Origin of the sequence: Acinetobacter rongchengensis (genome assembly GCF_003611475.1) — a bacterium.
GTDB lineage: Bacteria > Pseudomonadota > Gammaproteobacteria > Pseudomonadales > Moraxellaceae > Acinetobacter > Acinetobacter rongchengensis.
In genome coordinates this window covers 19,897-37,441 of sequence record NZ_RAXT01000032.1, presented here as the reverse complement: position 1 = coordinate 37,441, position 17,545 = coordinate 19,897, and the positions used below count along the sequence as shown (strand labels likewise).

At 38.5% G+C, this 17,545-nt stretch carries 21 protein-coding genes and 1 pseudogene; 18 read left to right on the top strand and 4 right to left on the bottom strand.

Annotated features, from left to right (window positions below; all coding sequences use genetic code 11):
• The 17 genes and pseudogenes from D7V20_RS20155 to D7V20_RS13080 all read left to right on the top strand — a co-directional run.
• Nucleotides 1-128: pseudogene (locus tag D7V20_RS20155) on the top strand (HIT family protein); the annotation flags it as partial.
• Between the two features lie 188 nt (nt 129-316).
• Nucleotides 317-1,375, top strand: a complete 1,059-nt coding sequence (gene mutY / locus D7V20_RS13150; RefSeq protein WP_120384653.1) for an A/G-specific adenine glycosylase — start codon at nt 317-319, stop codon at nt 1,373-1,375.
• 75 nt (nt 1,376-1,450) lie between these two features.
• On the top strand, nt 1,451-1,987 hold the full coding sequence (locus D7V20_RS13145) for a M23 family metallopeptidase (protein WP_120384652.1): 537 nt from the start codon (nt 1,451-1,453) through the stop codon (nt 1,985-1,987).
• Nucleotides 1,988-2,013: 26 nt separating this feature from the next.
• Nucleotides 2,014-2,259, top strand: a complete 246-nt coding sequence (locus D7V20_RS13140; protein WP_120384651.1) for a hypothetical protein — start codon at nt 2,014-2,016, stop codon at nt 2,257-2,259.
• Nucleotides 2,260-2,288: 29 nt separating this feature from the next.
• The gene (locus D7V20_RS13135) at nt 2,289-2,843 is read left to right on the top strand and encodes a DNA-3-methyladenine glycosylase I (protein WP_120384650.1); all 555 of its coding nucleotides are present in this window, start codon (nt 2,289-2,291) and stop codon (nt 2,841-2,843) included.
• A 31-nt stretch (nt 2,844-2,874) separates the two neighbouring features.
• Nucleotides 2,875-3,897 (top strand): NADPH-dependent aldehyde reductase Ahr, encoded by a 1,023-nt coding sequence (gene ahr, locus D7V20_RS13130; protein WP_120384649.1) that lies wholly within the window; start codon nt 2,875-2,877, stop codon nt 3,895-3,897.
• Nucleotides 3,898-4,095: 198 nt separating this feature from the next.
• Nucleotides 4,096-4,251 (top strand): hypothetical protein, encoded by a 156-nt coding sequence (locus D7V20_RS19860; RefSeq protein ID WP_171407821.1) that lies wholly within the window; start codon nt 4,096-4,098, stop codon nt 4,249-4,251.
• 303 nt (nt 4,252-4,554) lie between these two features.
• Entirely contained in the window at nt 4,555-4,959 is a 405-nt protein-coding gene (locus D7V20_RS13125; RefSeq protein ID WP_120384648.1) for an RcnB family protein, read from the top strand.
• A gap of 219 nt (nt 4,960-5,178) precedes the next feature.
• A complete protein-coding gene (locus D7V20_RS13120) occupies nt 5,179-5,559 on the top strand; it encodes an RcnB family protein (protein ID WP_120384647.1) in 381 nt (126 codons plus the stop codon).
• A 234-nt stretch (nt 5,560-5,793) separates the two neighbouring features.
• Nucleotides 5,794-6,174: an RcnB family protein gene (locus D7V20_RS13115; protein WP_120384646.1), complete on the top strand. Its 381-nt coding sequence runs from the start codon at nt 5,794-5,796 to the stop codon at nt 6,172-6,174.
• 145 nt (nt 6,175-6,319) lie between these two features.
• Entirely contained in the window at nt 6,320-7,672 is a 1,353-nt protein-coding gene (argA, locus tag D7V20_RS13110) for an amino-acid N-acetyltransferase (protein ID WP_120384645.1), read from the top strand.
• A 335-nt stretch (nt 7,673-8,007) separates the two neighbouring features.
• The gene (locus tag D7V20_RS13105; RefSeq protein ID WP_120384644.1) at nt 8,008-8,967 is read left to right on the top strand and encodes a sulfonate ABC transporter substrate-binding protein; all 960 of its coding nucleotides are present in this window, start codon (nt 8,008-8,010) and stop codon (nt 8,965-8,967) included.
• A 98-nt stretch (nt 8,968-9,065) separates the two neighbouring features.
• A complete protein-coding gene (locus D7V20_RS13100; protein WP_120384655.1) occupies nt 9,066-9,998 on the top strand; it encodes a sulfonate ABC transporter substrate-binding protein in 933 nt (310 codons plus the stop codon).
• 28 nt (nt 9,999-10,026) lie between these two features.
• Entirely contained in the window at nt 10,027-11,196 is a 1,170-nt protein-coding gene (gene ssuD / locus D7V20_RS13095; RefSeq protein ID WP_120384643.1) for an FMNH2-dependent alkanesulfonate monooxygenase, read from the top strand.
• On the top strand, nt 11,193-12,014 hold the full coding sequence (gene ssuC, locus D7V20_RS13090; protein ID WP_120384642.1) for an aliphatic sulfonate ABC transporter permease SsuC: 822 nt from the start codon (nt 11,193-11,195) through the stop codon (nt 12,012-12,014). Before ssuD ends, ssuC begins: the two co-directional genes overlap by 4 nt.
• A 9-nt stretch (nt 12,015-12,023) precedes the next feature.
• Entirely contained in the window at nt 12,024-12,821 is a 798-nt protein-coding gene (locus D7V20_RS13085; RefSeq protein ID WP_120384641.1) for an ATP-binding cassette domain-containing protein, read from the top strand.
• Nucleotides 12,822-13,223: 402 nt separating this feature from the next.
• Nucleotides 13,224-13,841 (top strand): TetR/AcrR family transcriptional regulator, encoded by a 618-nt coding sequence (locus tag D7V20_RS13080; protein ID WP_120384640.1) that lies wholly within the window; start codon nt 13,224-13,226, stop codon nt 13,839-13,841.
• Between the two features lie 79 nt (nt 13,842-13,920).
• Here the strand turns inward: D7V20_RS13080 and D7V20_RS13075 are convergent, their stop codons facing one another.
• Nucleotides 13,921-14,484 carry a 5'-methylthioadenosine/S-adenosylhomocysteine nucleosidase family protein gene (locus tag D7V20_RS13075; protein WP_120384639.1) on the bottom strand — a complete coding sequence of 188 codons (564 nt, stop codon included), beginning with the start codon at nt 14,482-14,484 and terminating at the stop codon, nt 13,921-13,923.
• 202 nt (nt 14,485-14,686) lie between these two features.
• On the opposite strand from D7V20_RS13075, the gene D7V20_RS13070 reads away from it, so the two are divergent.
• On the top strand, nt 14,687-15,229 hold the full coding sequence (locus tag D7V20_RS13070; protein WP_120384638.1) for an NADPH-dependent FMN reductase: 543 nt from the start codon (nt 14,687-14,689) through the stop codon (nt 15,227-15,229).
• A 244-nt stretch (nt 15,230-15,473) separates the two neighbouring features.
• On the opposite strand, the gene D7V20_RS13065 is transcribed toward D7V20_RS13070, so the two are convergent.
• Genes D7V20_RS13065 through tagF form a run of 3 tightly spaced genes read right to left on the bottom strand, consistent with a single transcriptional unit; the run spans nt 15,474 to nt 17,520 of the window.
• Nucleotides 15,474-15,740 (bottom strand): PAAR domain-containing protein, encoded by a 267-nt coding sequence (locus D7V20_RS13065; protein ID WP_120384637.1) that lies wholly within the window; start codon nt 15,738-15,740, stop codon nt 15,474-15,476.
• A gap of 51 nt (nt 15,741-15,791) precedes the next feature.
• A complete protein-coding gene (locus D7V20_RS13060; protein ID WP_120384636.1) occupies nt 15,792-16,556 on the bottom strand; it encodes an OmpA family protein in 765 nt (254 codons plus the stop codon).
• Between the two features lie 4 nt (nt 16,557-16,560).
• Complete coding sequence (gene tagF, locus D7V20_RS13055; protein WP_120384635.1) at nt 16,561-17,520, bottom strand: type VI secretion system-associated protein TagF; 960 nt, start codon at nt 17,518-17,520, stop codon at nt 16,561-16,563.
• Nucleotides 17,521-17,545: the final 25 nt, after the last annotated feature.

Genomic DNA, 17,545 nt, shown 5'->3' with positions numbered 1-17,545 from the left:
TCGCTTTTAATGATGGTCATGTGTTTGGTGATGAACATGCTGAACATTTCCACATGCACATTATCCCACGTTATCAAAATGAACCACTTAAACTTGATAAGCGTTGGGGTGTCATTAGCGAAGATTAAGCATTTTATTCATGCTGGTTTAAAAGGCGCTACGGCGTCTTTTTTATTGCGTTCTTTGTCAATGCTAATCATCCATCGCTTCAAATCTCCAAGCAGATTTGGATTGTTGATAAAATACAACTCAAACTACAACACATTTCGCTATACTAAGCTTTCAGCTCTTGCACATACCTTTCTCCCTGACCAATATGTCGAATTTCTCCTTTTCAGATGCCTTACTTACTTGGTTCGATCAACACGGACGCCATGACCTACCTTGGCAGGTCGCAGATGATCCATATAAAGTATGGGTCTCTGAAATCATGTTGCAACAGACTCAAGTTAAAACAGTACTGCAATATTTTGACCGTTTTATGCAACGCTTTCCTACTGTCCATGATTTAGGCAAAGCGTCGTGGGATGATGTTGCACCCTATTGGGCTGGGCTAGGCTATTATGCTCGTGCACGGAACTTACATAAAGCGGCAACAATCGTCAGCCAACAAGGCCAATTCCCAAAAACTTTGGCAGAATGGGTTGAGCTCCCAGGTATAGGTCCTTCAACAGGTGGCGCATTGATGTCACTGGGTTTACGTCAGTACGGTGTCATTATGGATGGCAATGTAAAACGTGTTTTAGCACGCTTTTTTGCCATAGAAGACGATCTCAGCAAACCTATTCATGAACGAGCTATGTGGCAACTGGCGGAAAGCCTTTGTCCAGTTGAACGAAATCATGATTATACTCAAGCCATCATGGACTTGGGAGCCACCATCTGTACCCCGAAAAAGCCACTCTGCTTATACTGTCCAATGCAACAACATTGTCAGGCGCATCAACAAGGTTTAGAAACAGAACTCCCGTATAAAAAACCCAAAAAACCTGTACCAGTAAAAACGGCGAAAGTCCTATTACTACGTTCGAATGCACTATTATCAGATCCATCAGATGAGCAATGGTTATGGCAACAACGGCCAAATAGTGGCTTATGGGGTGGCTTGTGGAGTTTACCTATCATTGAGGAAGATGCTGAATTCAATCAGCTTTGTCAAAGACTAAAACTGGTTTCCACTATAGCCCCTGTTCAGATTTCACATAGTTTTACTCATTTTACGTGGATATTAAATGCACACATTTTCCAAATAGAGTTAGATCAAAAAGAATATTTACAAGCTGAACTTGGTGGAGAATGGTTAACGCCACAAAAAGCTACACAAATGGGTATTCCAACAGCAATGAAAAAATTGATCTCTGCAGTAGAGATATGACATAGTCAAACGAGAATGGAAATTTCTAAAATTCCATGCATTCAAAGGGCAAAATTTATAAAACAAGGATTCCCCGTGTCTCGTAGTATTCATTTGAGTTTGATTTGCTTATTTATATTTTTTTTAACGGCATGTACAACAACACCTAAAAAAACAACACCTTTACCGCAAAACATTATTATGCGACTCAAAGCCATGCCCTTACCTAGTCAATTACCAATTCCTGTAGATGGTGTAAAAGCACAAAATCTAAAAGATACATGGGGTGCTTCACGTAGCCAAGGACGTCCACATGAAGGCATAGACATCATGGCTTCAAGAGGTACAAAAGTGTACAGTACCACTGAAGGGGTGATTGCCAGTTTAAAAAGTAACAATTTAGGTGGTAAAGTGATCTGGCTGATTGGGCCAAGTGGTGCTTACCATTATTATGCGCATTTGAATGACCATAAACGTGGTTTAAAAGAAGGCGATTATGTGAAAAAAGGCCAATTGATTGGCTATGTTGGTAATACAGGAAATGCACGCCACACTGCCCCACATTTACACTATGGACTATACTTAAGCGGTAAAGGTCGTGGCGCAGTCAACCCCTACCCATATTTACGATGAATTAAGTTAAATTTTAGGAATATTTCATGTCAGAAGCTTTGATTGAGCGTTTAGTTAAGTTTGCAGAATCAGGCAATCAGCAAAAAATTGTTCTCAATGGGCAAACTCATCAAGGTTGGATAATGGAAATTACTGAAGATGCCCTCTTGATCAGTACAGGATTTGCAGATAAAACAGGAAAGGATATTTGGATCAAATTTACAGATTTGCCCCAAGCCGAACTGTCTTACTGGGATACCCAAACAGATCAATGGGCCCATTTTCAAATCTAATCAATGATTAAAAATAAGGAGCATCATTCATGTCAAATAAACGCTGTGGTTGGTGCTCGGATGACCCGCTTTATATTGAATACCATGACCATGAATGGGGAAAACCTAGCCGAGACGAAAAGCACTTATTTGAAATGCTGTGCTTAGAAGGACAACAGGCTGGACTATCTTGGATTACTGTATTAAAAAAACGCGAAAGCTATCGAGCACATTTTTTTAACCATCCTATTCAAAGCATTGCTAATTTGAGCGATGATGAACTCGCTGAAAAATGTAAAGATGCAGGTTTAATCCGACATATTGGCAAGCTAACGGCAATTCGTGACAATGCCATCGCATGGCAAAACATGAAAGCTCAAAACATCGACATGGTGAATTGGTTATGGGATTTTGTCGATCAACAAGTACAAATAAATGATGTCCCTGATTATAAACAAGCCCCTGCACAAACTGAAATCAGTCTTAAACTTTCAAAAACCTTGAAAAAGAATGGTTTTAAATTTGTTGGCCCAACCACGATTTATGCCTTTATGCAGGCAGTTGGTATGGTCAATGACCATGAAAATGATTGCGCATCTCGTTAAATTTTAAAAGAGAAGAATAGGAAGGATTCAAATGTCTGAAAATACCATCCAAGCCTATGCTGCCCTAGAAGCAGGTGCAGCGCTGGTCCCCTATCAATTTGATGCAGGTGAATTACAAGCACATCAAGTCGAAGTCAAAGTCGAATATTGTGGGTTATGTCACTCCGATGTTTCTGTAATCAATAATGAATGGGGCAATGCCGTCTTCCCCGTCGTTGGTGGTCATGAAATTATTGGTACGATTAGCCAACTGGGTTCTGAGGCCAAAGGCTTAAAAATTGGACAACGCGTAGGTATAGGTTGGACAGCTGAAAGTTGTCAATATTGCGACCCATGTGTCAGTGGGCAACAAGTGCTTTGTACAGGTGAAAAACAAGCAACCATCGTAGGTCATGCAGGTGGTTTTGCAGACAAGGTTCGTGCAGGTTGGCAATGGATTATTCCACTTCCTGAAGATTTAGATCCAGAAAGTGCTGGGCCGTTATTGTGTGGTGGTATAACAGTCTTTGACCCGATTTTAAAGCATCAAATTCAAGCTGTTCACCATGTCGGTGTGATAGGTATTGGTGGTTTAGGCCATATGGCGATCAAATTGCTCAAAGCATGGGGTTGCGAAATTACCGCATTTACTTCCAGTCTCGATAAAACCGATGAGTTGAAAGCCATGGGAGCTGATCACGTAGTCAATAGTCGTGATGCCAATGCTCTCAAAGCACAACGTGGAAAGTTTGATTTATTATTGTGTACCGTAAACGTCACTTTAGATTGGAAACTTTACCTCAATACGCTTGCGCCAAATGGTTCAATACATATGCTTGGTATGGTAATTGAACCCATGGCTATTCCAGCCGGTAGCTTGATAGGTGGCGCAAAATCGGTCACTGGCTCTCCAACAGGTTCACCTTTTGCCTTACGCCAACTTTTACAATTTGCTGCACGTAAAAATATTGCTCCGCAAATTGAGCTTTACCCAATGTCGCAAATTAACGATGCTTTAGAGCGCCTACATTCAGGCAAAGCCCGTTATCGCATTGTGTTAAAAGCAGATTTTTAATTCTTTTTACTCAACTTGCTATTCATAATTTATATTGTGAATAGCAAAATTCAAAAACAATAAGACATTCACTTTTCTTAAATCATACCTTTTTAATCGATTAAAACAATTAAAGTAACAATATTATTCAGTTTTTCAAATTTATAAATTCGGCCTATAGTCAAACTCAAAATAAATCACCACTTTGAGGAACTGCTCATGAAAGATCAAAAACGTAAAGTTGAAATGATTCGTTCCATTGAACAACTACAACTTTCAAATCAATTAATTCAAGCGTTGGATGATGCCCAACTGGCTGAAAATGTTGTTAACGCGATCAATTGCTTAAAACATATGTCCAATCAATGGCACTAAACCTAAAGCAATAATCCTGATATCGTATGAAGATTAAAAATAAGTTGGATCATTGATCTGACTTATTTTTTAAAGTTTTTTTTATAATTTCTTACATTTTTTTGAACTAAATCACAATTTCATCATTCAGCAGCATGCCTTATCATATCTATCATTGGGATAGATCTTTATTCAAATAAAGAAATATGTTCTTATTATGTCTGTATTTTTAAATGAAAAACTGAACTTTCTTCACAGTTTCTCTGCAATTAAGCAGTACAGTAGTGGTGTGAAAAATCTACACATCAAAAAGCGAGGGCTCTTATGAAAAAGACTTTAGCGATCATCGCAATCTCTTTATCAACACTGATGACAACTCAGATCAGCAGTGCAGCCCCTCATTTTGATAACGGTCGTGGCTTTGATCGTAATGAACGTGGTAATAAACCTGATCGTGGCGATCGTGGACGCCAGTTCCGTGAAGATGACGATGATATTCAAGAACAGCGTCGTGAACGAGAAGAACGTGGTGTAAGACGCTTGCAACAACATCGTTGGCAAACAGGTTATGTGATGCCACAACACTATCGTGGTAATAGTTATAAAGTCGATTATAAAGACAGTAATCTTCCAAAGCCTTCTCGTAATCAACAATGGTACAAAATCAATAATGACTATATTTTAGTCGATTCTGACAGTAATAATATTGTGAGTATTCGTGGCATGTAATCATAGATTGGCCTAAATAGTAAAAGCTCAAACTAAGTTTGAGCTTTTTTATTATTGGGTATGCTTTTTCATTCATATTGAGAATATTAAAGGCCGTTACATTCCTTCATCAAGTCTTCATACATTTCACAATTCAACTAAATCCCCCTCACCGTTTATCTCAAATTATTCAGTAAATTGATTTCATCAAAGGACAAAAGTTCAATTCAGGTGAATCAAATGAAAAAAGTATTAACAGCGATTACATTATCTTTAAGTGCGCTTGTTGCAACATCTGCAATGGCGGCTTCTCATGACTATCATCAAGAGCGCTATGATCGTTATCAACAAAATCATTGGGATCATCAATATGACAACCGTTGGAATAACAATGATCGCTATGATAAATATGACCGATATAACAACCGAGTGAACCCAAGTCGTGAATGGCGTTCTGGTCAATATTTACCGAACCAATTCAACTCATCACGTTATCATGTCAATTATAAAAACTACCGCCAATTACCAAAACCAGGCCGATATCAACAATGGTACAAAGTAAATGGTGACTACGTTTTGGTCAATGAACGTAATAACCGCATTATCCGTATTATTGGATAAGCGTTGAATCATTGAATAATGACTACTCTTGTATCAATCCATTCATTTTTCAAAAACTCAAGCCCAATTTTTATTGGGCTTTTTGTGTTAAATCTAAGTTAAAAAATAGAGACTTATCTTTTTATTATTTGTGATGAAAAGAACAAATTGCATTTTAACCTCCATCATTTCTCTATAATTTTTAACTAAATTTATTCTATCGAAACACAAGAAGATCAAATTTTAGGTGATGTTATGAAAAAAATGCTTTCTGTAATTGCTGTTTCTACTGGTCTGATCATGGCGGCTTCAACAACCATGGCAGCGTCTCAAGATCATGCACATCAACATGATCAAAAAATGTCGACACAGCATCATAAACAAGCTCAGCAACACCCTGATAATCATGGTTCAGATGTTAAACGTGTTGCAACTCAAAATAATAAAGCTCATCACAATTGGCGTGCTGGAAATAAATTTCCGAGTGAATATCGTGGTGTAGGCTATAAAGTGAATTATCAACACAATAAAAAACTCAGTAAGCCAGGTAAAAACCAACAATGGTATAAAGCAGATAATCAGTATGTATTGGTTGATACCACCAGTTACGCCATTCTTAAAGTACTCGGTCTTTAAATGACGATGCACTAATATAAACTGAAAATCGAATACCCTTTTGCACTAGTTCTCCCACGTTCTAGTGCTTTTTTTATTTTTTCTATTCTTCATCCCTATTTTTTGTTTAGAATCTCTTTCATACACCATCAATATTGAGATTGGCATGCAAACTGACATTTTAGAAACTTCACAAAGCACAACTCAGCAATATGTGCATTGGTTTCGTCATTCTGCACCGTATATCAACGCACATCGTGGTAAAACATTTGTCCTGATGTTTGGTGGTGAAGCTGTACAACATGAAAATTTTCAACATATTATCCATGACATTGCTTTACTGCATTCGTTAGGAATCCGCCTAATATTGGTTCACGGCGCTCGCCCTCAAATTAATGAAAATTTGAAAGAAAAAGCCATTCAAAGCCCAATCCATATTAATCGTCGTGTAACAACTCGCGAGTCTTTGCCCTGTGTGATGAATGCTGTCGGTTCCATCCGTCTCCAAATCGAAGCACTGTTATCGATGGGATTGGCAAATTCACCGATGTTTGGTGCACGTATTGATGTCGTATCGGGCAATTTTGTCACGGCAAAACCCTATGGCATCCGTGATGGTGTAGATTTTCAATTGACTGGAGAAGTTCGCACCATCGATACCGAAGCGATTCAACGCCATTTAGACAGTCAAAATATTGTCTTGCTTGGGCCAACAGGTTATTCCACCACAGGCGAAGTATTTAACCTACTCGCTGAAGAAGTCGCGACTAAAACAGCCATCCATATTCAAGCCGATAAGTTAATTTTCTTGGGGAATCAGCAAGGTCTAATGGATGAATATGGTCAATTGTTGCGTGAAATTACCCCATTACAATTAGACCAACATATTGAAAAATACCAAGACTCAAATTTTGAAATTGCCTTACATTTACAAAACGCCAAAGAAGCCTCTTTAAAAGGCGTACATCGTGTACATTTGCTGTCTTATGCCTACGATGGTGCATTGATCGAAGAGTTATTCACCCGTGATGGCCATGGCACCATGATTACCGATGCACATTATGAAGATGTGCGAATGGCGAATATTGCTGATGTGGGTGGGCTGATTAACCTGCTCCGTCCACTCGAAGAAGATGGCATTTTGGTTTATCGTTCTCGGGAACGTTTGGAGAATGAAATCGATCAATTCGCTGTGATTGAACGTGACGGGACGATTCTCGCTTGTGCTGCTTTATATCCAATACCTGTCACTGGCAATGAGATTAAATCGGCAGAAATTGCTTGTGTTGCCGTCCATCCAAGTTATCGTAAGTCCAATCGAGGCAGTCAAATTCTGCATTTCTTAGAAGAGAAAGCGCAACAACTGAATATTCAACAACTCTTTGTCTTGACCACACGCACCGCACATTGGTTCATAGAGCATGGCTTTATTACAGCCAATGTGGATGATTTACCAGAAGCTCGCCAAGCTTTATATAATTATCAACGTAATTCAATGGTGTTTAAAAAACAGATTTAAAAAGTCTAAAATAACCGATGCATTATCTTATTTTTTGCTAAGAATATTCGCTATCTCTATCGGAAAATAGAATTTATTCTTAGCAAAATCCTGTCTAAAATTATGAAAATTTAGAATAAAAATTATTTAATATAATGATTTCAGTGTATTAGGATTTTTTGAATTTAGCGAGTCCGTATTTTCTATTGCACAATTTTAAATAAGTTTCACAGTTTTAATTTTATCTTTTTTTTTCATTAGCAATCATCGAAAACTTATTTTTTTGAAATTACAAAGCCTTCTAAGCTGATGCTCATTCACTTTTCATCCTTTAAAGTTTAGGAGCAACAAGCGTCATGGCAAGTCTATTTCAACCTTCATGGAAAAAAGTCACCTTTCTCAGTGCGAGTCTTGCCACAATCATGTTGCTCTCTGGTTGTGCGAAACAACAAGAAACCACGACGTTAAATATTGGCTATCAAAAATACGGCTTGCTGCCGATTATCAAAGAGCGTGGTGATTTAGACAAAGCGCTAAAAGAAAAAGGCGTCAATATTAAATGGGTCGAATTTCCTGCTGGGCCTCAATTGCTGGAAGGCCTAAATGTGGGCAGTGTATCGTTTGGTGAAGCAGGTGAAGCACCACCGATTTTTGCTCAAGCCGCCAATTCAAATTTGGTTTATATCGCCAACCAACCAGCTGCGCCCAAAGCAGAAGCTTTAATCGTTCCAAAAGACTCAACTATTCAATCTATTCAAGATTTAAAGGGTAAACGTGTTGTATTGAACAAAGGCTCAAATGTTCATTATCTTTTACTCAAAGTTTTAGAAGCAAATCATCTCAAACTTGAAGATATTCAGGTGGTGTATTTACCCCCTGCCGATGCACGTGCAGCGTTTGAAAAAGGTGCCGTCGATGCATGGGTGATTTGGGATCCATTCTTTGCTTCAGCAGAAAAACAGCTAGGGGCTAAAGTTTTAGCTACAGGTGAAAACCTTGTCAGTAATCATCAATTCTATTTAGCTGACCGTAAATTTGCAGAACAACATCCCGACCTTTTAAAAGCTGTGGTGAATGAATTAAACACCACAACACAATGGGTGTCTCAACATCAAGCGGATGCTGCAAAACTGTTAGAGAAACCGACAGGTTTACCTTTGGATGTACTGAATACATCTATTTCACGCATGGGATTTGGTGTTCAACCTATTTCCAATCAAGTTGCCAAAGAACAGCAATACGTTGCAGATGCGTTTTATCAACAAAAGTTAATTCCAAACAAAATCAATATTCAAGCAGCCATTTTGGCCAATTAAAAAGACCTAAAACAACCCGATTAGATGAGGAAATAGAAATGAATTCAAACATTGCACAACACAAAACACCCACATGGTTCAACGCAAAAGGTCGTGGCATGACCGCTATGCTTATCGCTTGTGCAATGTTAGGTTCTACAGCTGTTTGGGCGGTAGATCCGAGTGTAAAACAATTACGAATCGGTTTTCAAAAAAGCTCTATTAATTTTGCGATCGCAAAACAGCAAAAGCTGTATGAAAAAGAATTTCCAAATGCCAAAATTTCTTGGAATGAATTTCCAGCTGGCCCACAAATTTTAGAAGCGCTTGCTGTCGGTTCTGTGGATGTTGGCGTTACAGGTGATACACCGCCCGTTTATGCACAAGCAGCCAATAAGCCCTTGTATTACATTGCTTATGAAGCAGCGAAACCTTTGGCTTCAGCAATTCTCGTTCCTAAAAACTCACAGCTCACACAATTGAGTCAACTCAAAGGCAAACGTATTGCCCTACAAAAAGGCTCAAGTGCGCATTACTTATTGGTACAAGCTGTACGTAAAGCAGGTTTGCAATGGTCTGATATTCAGCCAATTTGGCTTACTCCTGCCGATGCGCGTGCAGCATTTCAAAAAGGTGCTGTAGATGCTTGGGCAATTTGGGATCCTTATTTTGCTTCAGCGCAAATTGAAGACCAGGCTCGTGTTTTGGCCTCAGGTAAAGGGCTTAGTCCAAATTACACCTTCTATTTAGCTTCACCTGAATTTGTCAAACAACACCCTCAAGCAGTGAAAAGTATTATTCAACAGCTAAATGTTGCCGATAAATGGGTACAAGCACATCGCCCTGAAACAGCGCAATCCATTGGGCAAAGTACAGGTTTAAAACCACAAGTCAGCCAAGTCTTTATTGACCGTCGTCCAAGACCGTCTGGTGCAGCCGCACTCACAGCAAAAGTTATCGCAGATCAACAACAACTGGCTGATCGTTTTACTGAACTTAAAATCATTCCAAACAGCATCAACATTAAGCAAGCCGTTTGGACAGGCAAATAATTTAAATACTTTCTCAGGATTGAATGAAATGAAAATTTTCTGGTTTATTCCCACTCACGGTGACAGTCGTTATTTAGGTACCAGCAAAGGAGCTCGCCAAGTTGACCATACTTATATGAAGCAAATTGCTGTAGCCGTGGATAATCTAGGTTATGAAGGTGTACTCATTCCAACAGGACGTTCATGTGAAGATCCATGGATTACCGCGGCAAGCTTAATTGATGCAACCCAAAATCTGAAATTTTTAGTCGCATTACGCCCAGGTGTAACAACCCCTGCGCTCGCAGCACGTATGGCAGCGACTTTTGATCGTTTATCGAATGGTCGTGTGCTCTTAAATCTTGTCACAGGTGGCGATGAGCAAGAACTGAAAGGGGATGGTTTATATGAAGATCATTCAACACGTTATAAAACAGCTGCGGAATACACCACCATTTGGCGTGAGATTTTAAAGCGTTCGCATACTGGTGAATCTTTTACTTTCCATGGTGAACGCTTAAGTGTTGATGATGCCAAACTGCTTTACCCCCCCGTACAACAACCTTACCCACCTTTGTGGTTTGGTGGTTCCTCTGATGATGCGATTGAGCTCGCCGCTGACCAAGTCGATACCTATTTAACTTGGGGTGAACCACCTGCAGCCGTAAAAGAAAAGATCGCTGTTGTAAAAGCCAAGGCCGATGCCAAAGGTCGTCAGCTTAATTATGGTATTCGTTTGCATGTGATTGTGCGTGACACCAATGAACAGGCATGGCAAGCAGCCAATGAACTGATTCAATATGTTGATGATGACACGATCGCCGCAGCACAAAAGAAATTTAAGCAAATGGATTCAGTCGGTCAGCGCCGCATGGCTGAACTGCACAACGGTGATCGCAGCAAACTGGAAGTATCGCCTAACCTTTGGGCAGGTGTTGGTTTAGTGCGTGGCGGCGCAGGCACAGCATTGGTAGGTGATCCTCAAACCGTTGCAGACCGTATCCAAGAGTATGCTGATTTAGGAATTAACACCTTTATTTTCTCGGGCTATCCACATTTGGAAGAATCGATTCGCTTTGCAGAATTGGTCTTCCCTTTACTCCCGCTCGAAACGCGGAAAAAATTAGCTCAACCGAATTTAACAGGGCCATTTGGTGAAATTGTTGCCAACAATTATACGCCAGAACAACACAAAGCTCCGCTTAAGGAGTCGGCATGAGTGCAACACAAAAAAATATCAATAGCTCCCAAGACAATCTAGTTTCACGTGGAACAAAACAATTCGGGCAGCGCTTGCTGCCATGGATTGTTCCTATTTTACTGATCGTTTTTTGGCAAATTGCATCCAAAAGTGGTCTGCTAGAAAGTCGTGTTTTGCCTGCACCTACAGCTGTTGTTTCTGCATTTTGGACATTATTGCTAAGCGGTGAACTTTGGCAACATGTCAAAGTCAGTGCAGGACGAGCTTTGTTGGGTTTATTGGTGGGTGGTGGTTTGGGTTTACTGCTTGGACTTTTGAATGGTTCATCTAAAGTGGCCTCAAACCTACTCGATACGACCTTGCAAATGATTCGTAATATTCCAGCGTTGGCACTCATTCCTTTGGTAATTCTATGGTTTGGTATCGATGAATCAGCAAAGTTATTTCTGGTCGCTATAGGCGTATTTTTCCCCATCTATATCAATACCTATCATGGGATCCGCGCTGTAGATCCTCAATTGATTGAAATGGGCAAGAGTTATGGACTGAGCCATTGGCAATTGTATAAAGAAATTATTTTACCAGGTGCGATGCCTTCCATTTTAGTCGGTTTACGTTTTTCACTGGGCTTGGTTTGGGTGTTGTTAATCGTGGCTGAAACCATTTCCGCTCAGTCTGGTATTGGTTATATGACCATGAATGCACGTGAGTTTCTACAAACAGATATCGTTTTAGTAGGCATTTTGCTCTATGCCTTTTTGGGTAAATTGGCAGATGTACTAGCACAATACTTAGAAAAATATTTACTGCGCTGGCACGCAGGTTATCAGAAATAGGAGTAGACCATGACTGACTTAAGCATTAGCCAATATGCAAATGATCTGATTCCTGTAACAGAATCTCAAAGTAATGATCAAACTCAAGTTGGCGCAGAAATTTCAATAGAACAACTTTATAAATACTATGGCGATGTCAAAGTATTAGAAGATTTAGATTTAAATATTGCAGCAGGAGAATTTGTTGCAATTGTCGGTCGTAGCGGTTGTGGTAAAAGCACCCTACTCCGCTTAATTGCAGATTTAGAACAAGCAAGTTACGGTGAAATTAAATTTAAATCCTTACACAATTTTCGTGAAGGCATTACTTCTGATGATATTCGGGTCATGTTCCAAGACCCGCGTTTACTGCCGTGGAAAAGTATTTTGCATAATGCACAACTGGGACTAAAAAAAGATCAACTTGCTAAAGCTGAACAATTATTAGAAAAAGTCGGGTTAAAGGAAAAGTCTAAATTATGGCCTTCCCAACTTTCAGGTGGACAACGACAACGTGCAGCTTTAGCACGAGCTTTATCACATACCCCTCGAATATTATTATTGGATGAACCACTCGGTGCATTGGATGCATTGACCCGTTTAGATATGCAAAATCTGATTGAAAAACTATGGTTAGAACAAGGCTTTACCACCATTCTAGTGACACATGATGTGAGTGAGGCGGTGCAATTGGCAGATCGCATTATTTTACTTGATCAAGGACATATTGCGCAGCAGTTTCGCATTGACCTACCACGACCACGTCAAAAAGGAAGTGCTTTTGCTGAACTTGAACAACAGGTTTTAACCGCTGTACTCGCAACCTAAGTTCATAGTCGATTCGTTTGATGAAACAACAATATGTACAAGTCCTTTAATTTCAATTTAACAGTGAAATTAAAGGATTTTAACATTATAAACAAGAATAGTTATTATTAAGCTCCGTACGGCTTGATTATCATGAGTCACAATTACTATTTTATTTCAGCTTAAAAGTGGCATAGAAATTCAAACTGTCACAAAGTGAAAATAATGCGTTTTAAATGACAGAATTTAATCAATTATTATGCGCTAGTTTAGTGCAAAACAATTAAAAAAACCAAGAATCGACTTATTAGTAATACTTCATCATAAATTATCACAAATATTTCAAAATAATGCTGCTTTCTGTGCACAAATCAAACGTTTTACCGTACAATTTATGAATCATTTATTTAGTTCAAAGTTGCGATGGAACAAAAGAAGAGTGCTCAGAAACGGCAGCAATTACTCAATGCTGCACTAGATGTATTTTCTGTATATGGTTTCAATGGTGCAAGTTTGGATGAAATTGCACAACTGGCAGATATGCATAAATCTAATATTTTCTATTATTATGAAAATAAAGAAGCTTTGTATGTCGAAGTATTGACGACCGTCATGCAGAAATGGCTTGCGCCATTACAATCCCTAGAAGCTGAACTAGAACCAGCCGAGGCTCTAGCGCATTATCTTATGACAAAAATTGAAATTTCTCGTGTGCAACCGAAAGCTTCAAAACTTTTTGCATTGGAAATTATTCAAGGTGCGCCCCATATTTTGCCTATTTTAAAAGGGCCACTTAAAAAACTATTTAAACGTAAAGCCAAGGTTATTTTAAACTGGCAAGAGCAAGGAAAAATATCCGATAAAATTGATGCAGAATTATTGATTATCAATATTTGGGGTTTAACTCAAAACTATGCTGATTTTAGTACCCAATTAGAAATGGTCACTGGGAAAACTTTACGAAATAAAAGTATGTACCAACGTGCAATTGAACATACCGTACATATGATTTTATATGGTGTAATCCCTCGTAAAGAGTAATTCAATAACTCAGGTTATTGGTTATTTTGGCAACCGACCATAGTGCCCTATGGTCGCCAAGAGCTTGATTCATCAATATCTAAATAGATTGATATAATTTTAATAACTTTTGCGCACCCAATAATAAATTTTCTTCCCAATCCAAATGCGCCGTATCATTTGCACCATCGGTAATGTACTTAATTGAGATCAATCTCACATTCAGTTTTTTGCATACTTTAGCCAAGGCATAACCTTCCATATCAACCAGATTACAACTCACTTTGGGCTGCCCTGTTTCAAAACTATCTCCTGTACCGCATATCCCTTGTGGAAGATCTAGGAAATAAGGTTCAAGTTGAATCTCATGTGGGAAATGAGTATCCATTGGTGTTACACCCACCTCAAAGCCAAGCGGTGAAACGTCCATATCTCTTTGCACAAACGTTTTCACTTCAACTAACTCATGTGCATTAAAAAAGGAACTCCCTGCCGTACCCAAATTCAAAATCGTTTTACAGCCTGTTTTTTGAATAACATCGTAAGCCGTAAATGCAGCATTAATTTTGCCAATACCACTATAATGAACAGCAATCTGTGCTTGCTCAAATAAGCCTTTTGATTCGTTTGGTAAAGCCATAATTAGGGCAAGATCGTTTTTCATATTCAGACCACATCAGTTTTTAGCCATTAAAATTGAAAAAAAGATCAGGATCAACCACAAAAATGATTTATTGACACACCATAAAATACGGACAAAAGCTTAAAAAATTGATTATTTTTAGATAAAAGATATACAAATCACTACGATATCGATGAAATGATTTATTCATAATGATTAAAATAAAATCATTGAGCAATAAACTATGAATATTCAAATCATTGTCGGTAGTATCCGTGAAGGTCGTGTTGCAATTAAAGTCGCGGACTGGTTACTGAGAGAGATTAAAAAATTAGAATTTAGCACGCTAAATGTAGATATTGTTGATCTGAAAGAATGGGACTTACCTTTCTTTGCAGGAAAAAATCCTCCAGCAACGGGTATTTACGATCAACCTAAACAGCAAGAATGGGCTAAAAAAATCGCATCGGGAGATGCTTTTATCTTTATTACACCCGAATATAATCATGGTTATAGCCCTGTGCTTAAAAATGCAATTGATTATGTGTTCAAAGAGTGGCAAGGTAAACCTGCTGCTTTTGTCAGTTATGGTGGAACAAATGGTTCACGCTCTATAGATCAAATTAAGCAAGTATGCGCCTCGATTGGCATGATTGATTCAAATGCGGTAATTGAGCTTCGAGACATCGGACAACGTAATAAAGCTGAAATCTTTGAAGGGAATCAGTTTGATAATAAAGCGGTCAATTCTATCATCAATAAACTGATTCAATACGCCAATGTTTAAGCTCCCAATCTGCTTTGTACGTTCTAGCTTACAACGATTATTTACTTTGTCTTCTTTTATACGTTTCAAAACTTCCTTATTCTAAACACATAGGGAACAGGACGTTTCCCAGACAAAAAACAACAATAATCGGTCTGAGTATCAGGAGCGTGAGATTAGACAGGAGTCAAATCTAACTAACCCATACAAAGAAACCCCGTCAGGATGATGGGGTTTCTTTTTATCTATAGGTTTTCAAACTTTTCTAATTATCCCCAACCACTAAATGTTGATCACCAATACATTTACATCCACAAGACAACGGTGAATTATGCACTGCAGCAGGTTTTCCCATAATAATCATATGATTATCACCAGCAAGAATTGTTGCAATACATTTGTGTTTTGGACATGTCGCTTTGTCTCCAACACATGCTATGGCTTTACCATCTATGATAAATGATGAATCGCCTGAAATTATTTTTCCACCACCCGTTGTTGGTGAACCTAAAGTGATATACGGTGTAGCCATATTTATTTCCTTTATATTTATCATGTTATCGATAATTAAATAAAATCGAATTTATAAAACATCAAACTCGATACGACGATTCTTTTTACGGCCTTCTTCTGTAGCATTGTCTGCTACGGGCTTTGTCGCACCAAGCCCTTCCGTCGTTAACCGTGTCGCTGCAATACTTTTGGCAATTAAATATTGTTTGACAGCTTCAGCACGTTGTAAGCTCAATGCCTGATTCTTTTGCGGATCACCTTGACTATCTGTATGTCCAACAATTTTTATATTCTTATTTTGTACTTTATTTAGAGCAACGACCATCTCATCTAAAATTTGTGTACCCACTGGTGTCAGTACAGCTTTGCCTGACTCAAATTCTATAATCCTGTTTTTCAATGCATTATCAACCACTGTTTGTTCAGCTGCATTGATTGTAATTTGAGAATTAAACCGATAAGGCGGTTGAACCAAAGATTGGAATAATAGGGTTGTGGGTTGAATTTCTGCTTGTACTCCCATTGTCCCAGTTAAATCGACTTGAGTCCCGCGTACAGATAATTTACCTTGGCTGATCTTCTTCAAATCAGGTGTGATCACTCTTGTGACTGATTCACTCCAACCATTTGGTGCAGATACAGGGCGAATTTGGATCTTATCAACCACTTGGTCTGCACCATAGACAGCTCGAAGCTTTTCTAAAATTGCTTGTTTAGCCATATCATTAGGTACGACACCCTCAACAACAATTGGGGCAGCATAAATATGGAATGAACAAAATAAACTAGAAATAATAACCAGTTTTTTGATTAACCTTTGTTTTCTCATTTTCATCTTTTTATTCTTCTATAAATGTTTGTCTAAACAGTTTCATGCCTTGAGATAAACTCAACTGGCGCTCACATAAAGCTTGCTCTAATGCCGCTAAACCTGCATTTTGTTCTAAATAAGCATCAACCCATTGTGGCTGCACCAATGAAACCCAATGTTCATTTTGCATACTTTGCGTGAAAATATCACTTAATGCCGTAATATCTGCACCTTGAAATCCAAACATTAAGATGGGTGAATCATGGTGTAATATTCCGATCAAAATCTCTGTATTGTTTTTCCCTAAAAATCGTCCTATTAAATTGACCCAAAATGCAGAAATTTCATAACAATAACTGTGATTATTAATCGGTAGAATCAGCACTTTAGATAATTTACTCGTACCATGTTTCAGTACTGGCTGCAGTAGCAATCCTAAAGCAAGAATGCTTTGTGCTAACGCATACGGAGTAATTTTCATAATCTGGGCAAACGAATACATGGTGTGATTTTCAAAGAAATCTTGGGCCTTTATTTCAGATAAAACCTGTATTTCACTGTCCATTCCGCCCAATTTGGAAATAAGGGTTTCAGGATCATTAATCGTGCGAAATACCCTATTCTTTTGAAATAAATCAATCAACACAGGTTTATATTTATAGGGAGCGTAAAGTAAGTTTTGATAAGGATTTTCAATTTCAAGTAAATGACTCAATACCATGGGAAATTGACGTCCAGAACTGTCTTCACTGGCAACCATATTTGCAACAAGAAACATCTGCTCTTTGGGATTTGCAATAAAGAAATCTAAAGGAGCAAGAGATCGATAAGATTCATTAAAATTTGGATCCCGCATCGCGATTTCCAAAGCTTCTGTAATCCATTGGTCGATCACTTGAATCAGGGAATATTGACCTTTGGTCTTTAAAAAATCGCCACGTGCTGGGCATTTTCCATAATACAGCGGTGTAGATTTTATCGTTTGCATAGGTTTATCCCTCGCACAAAATTGT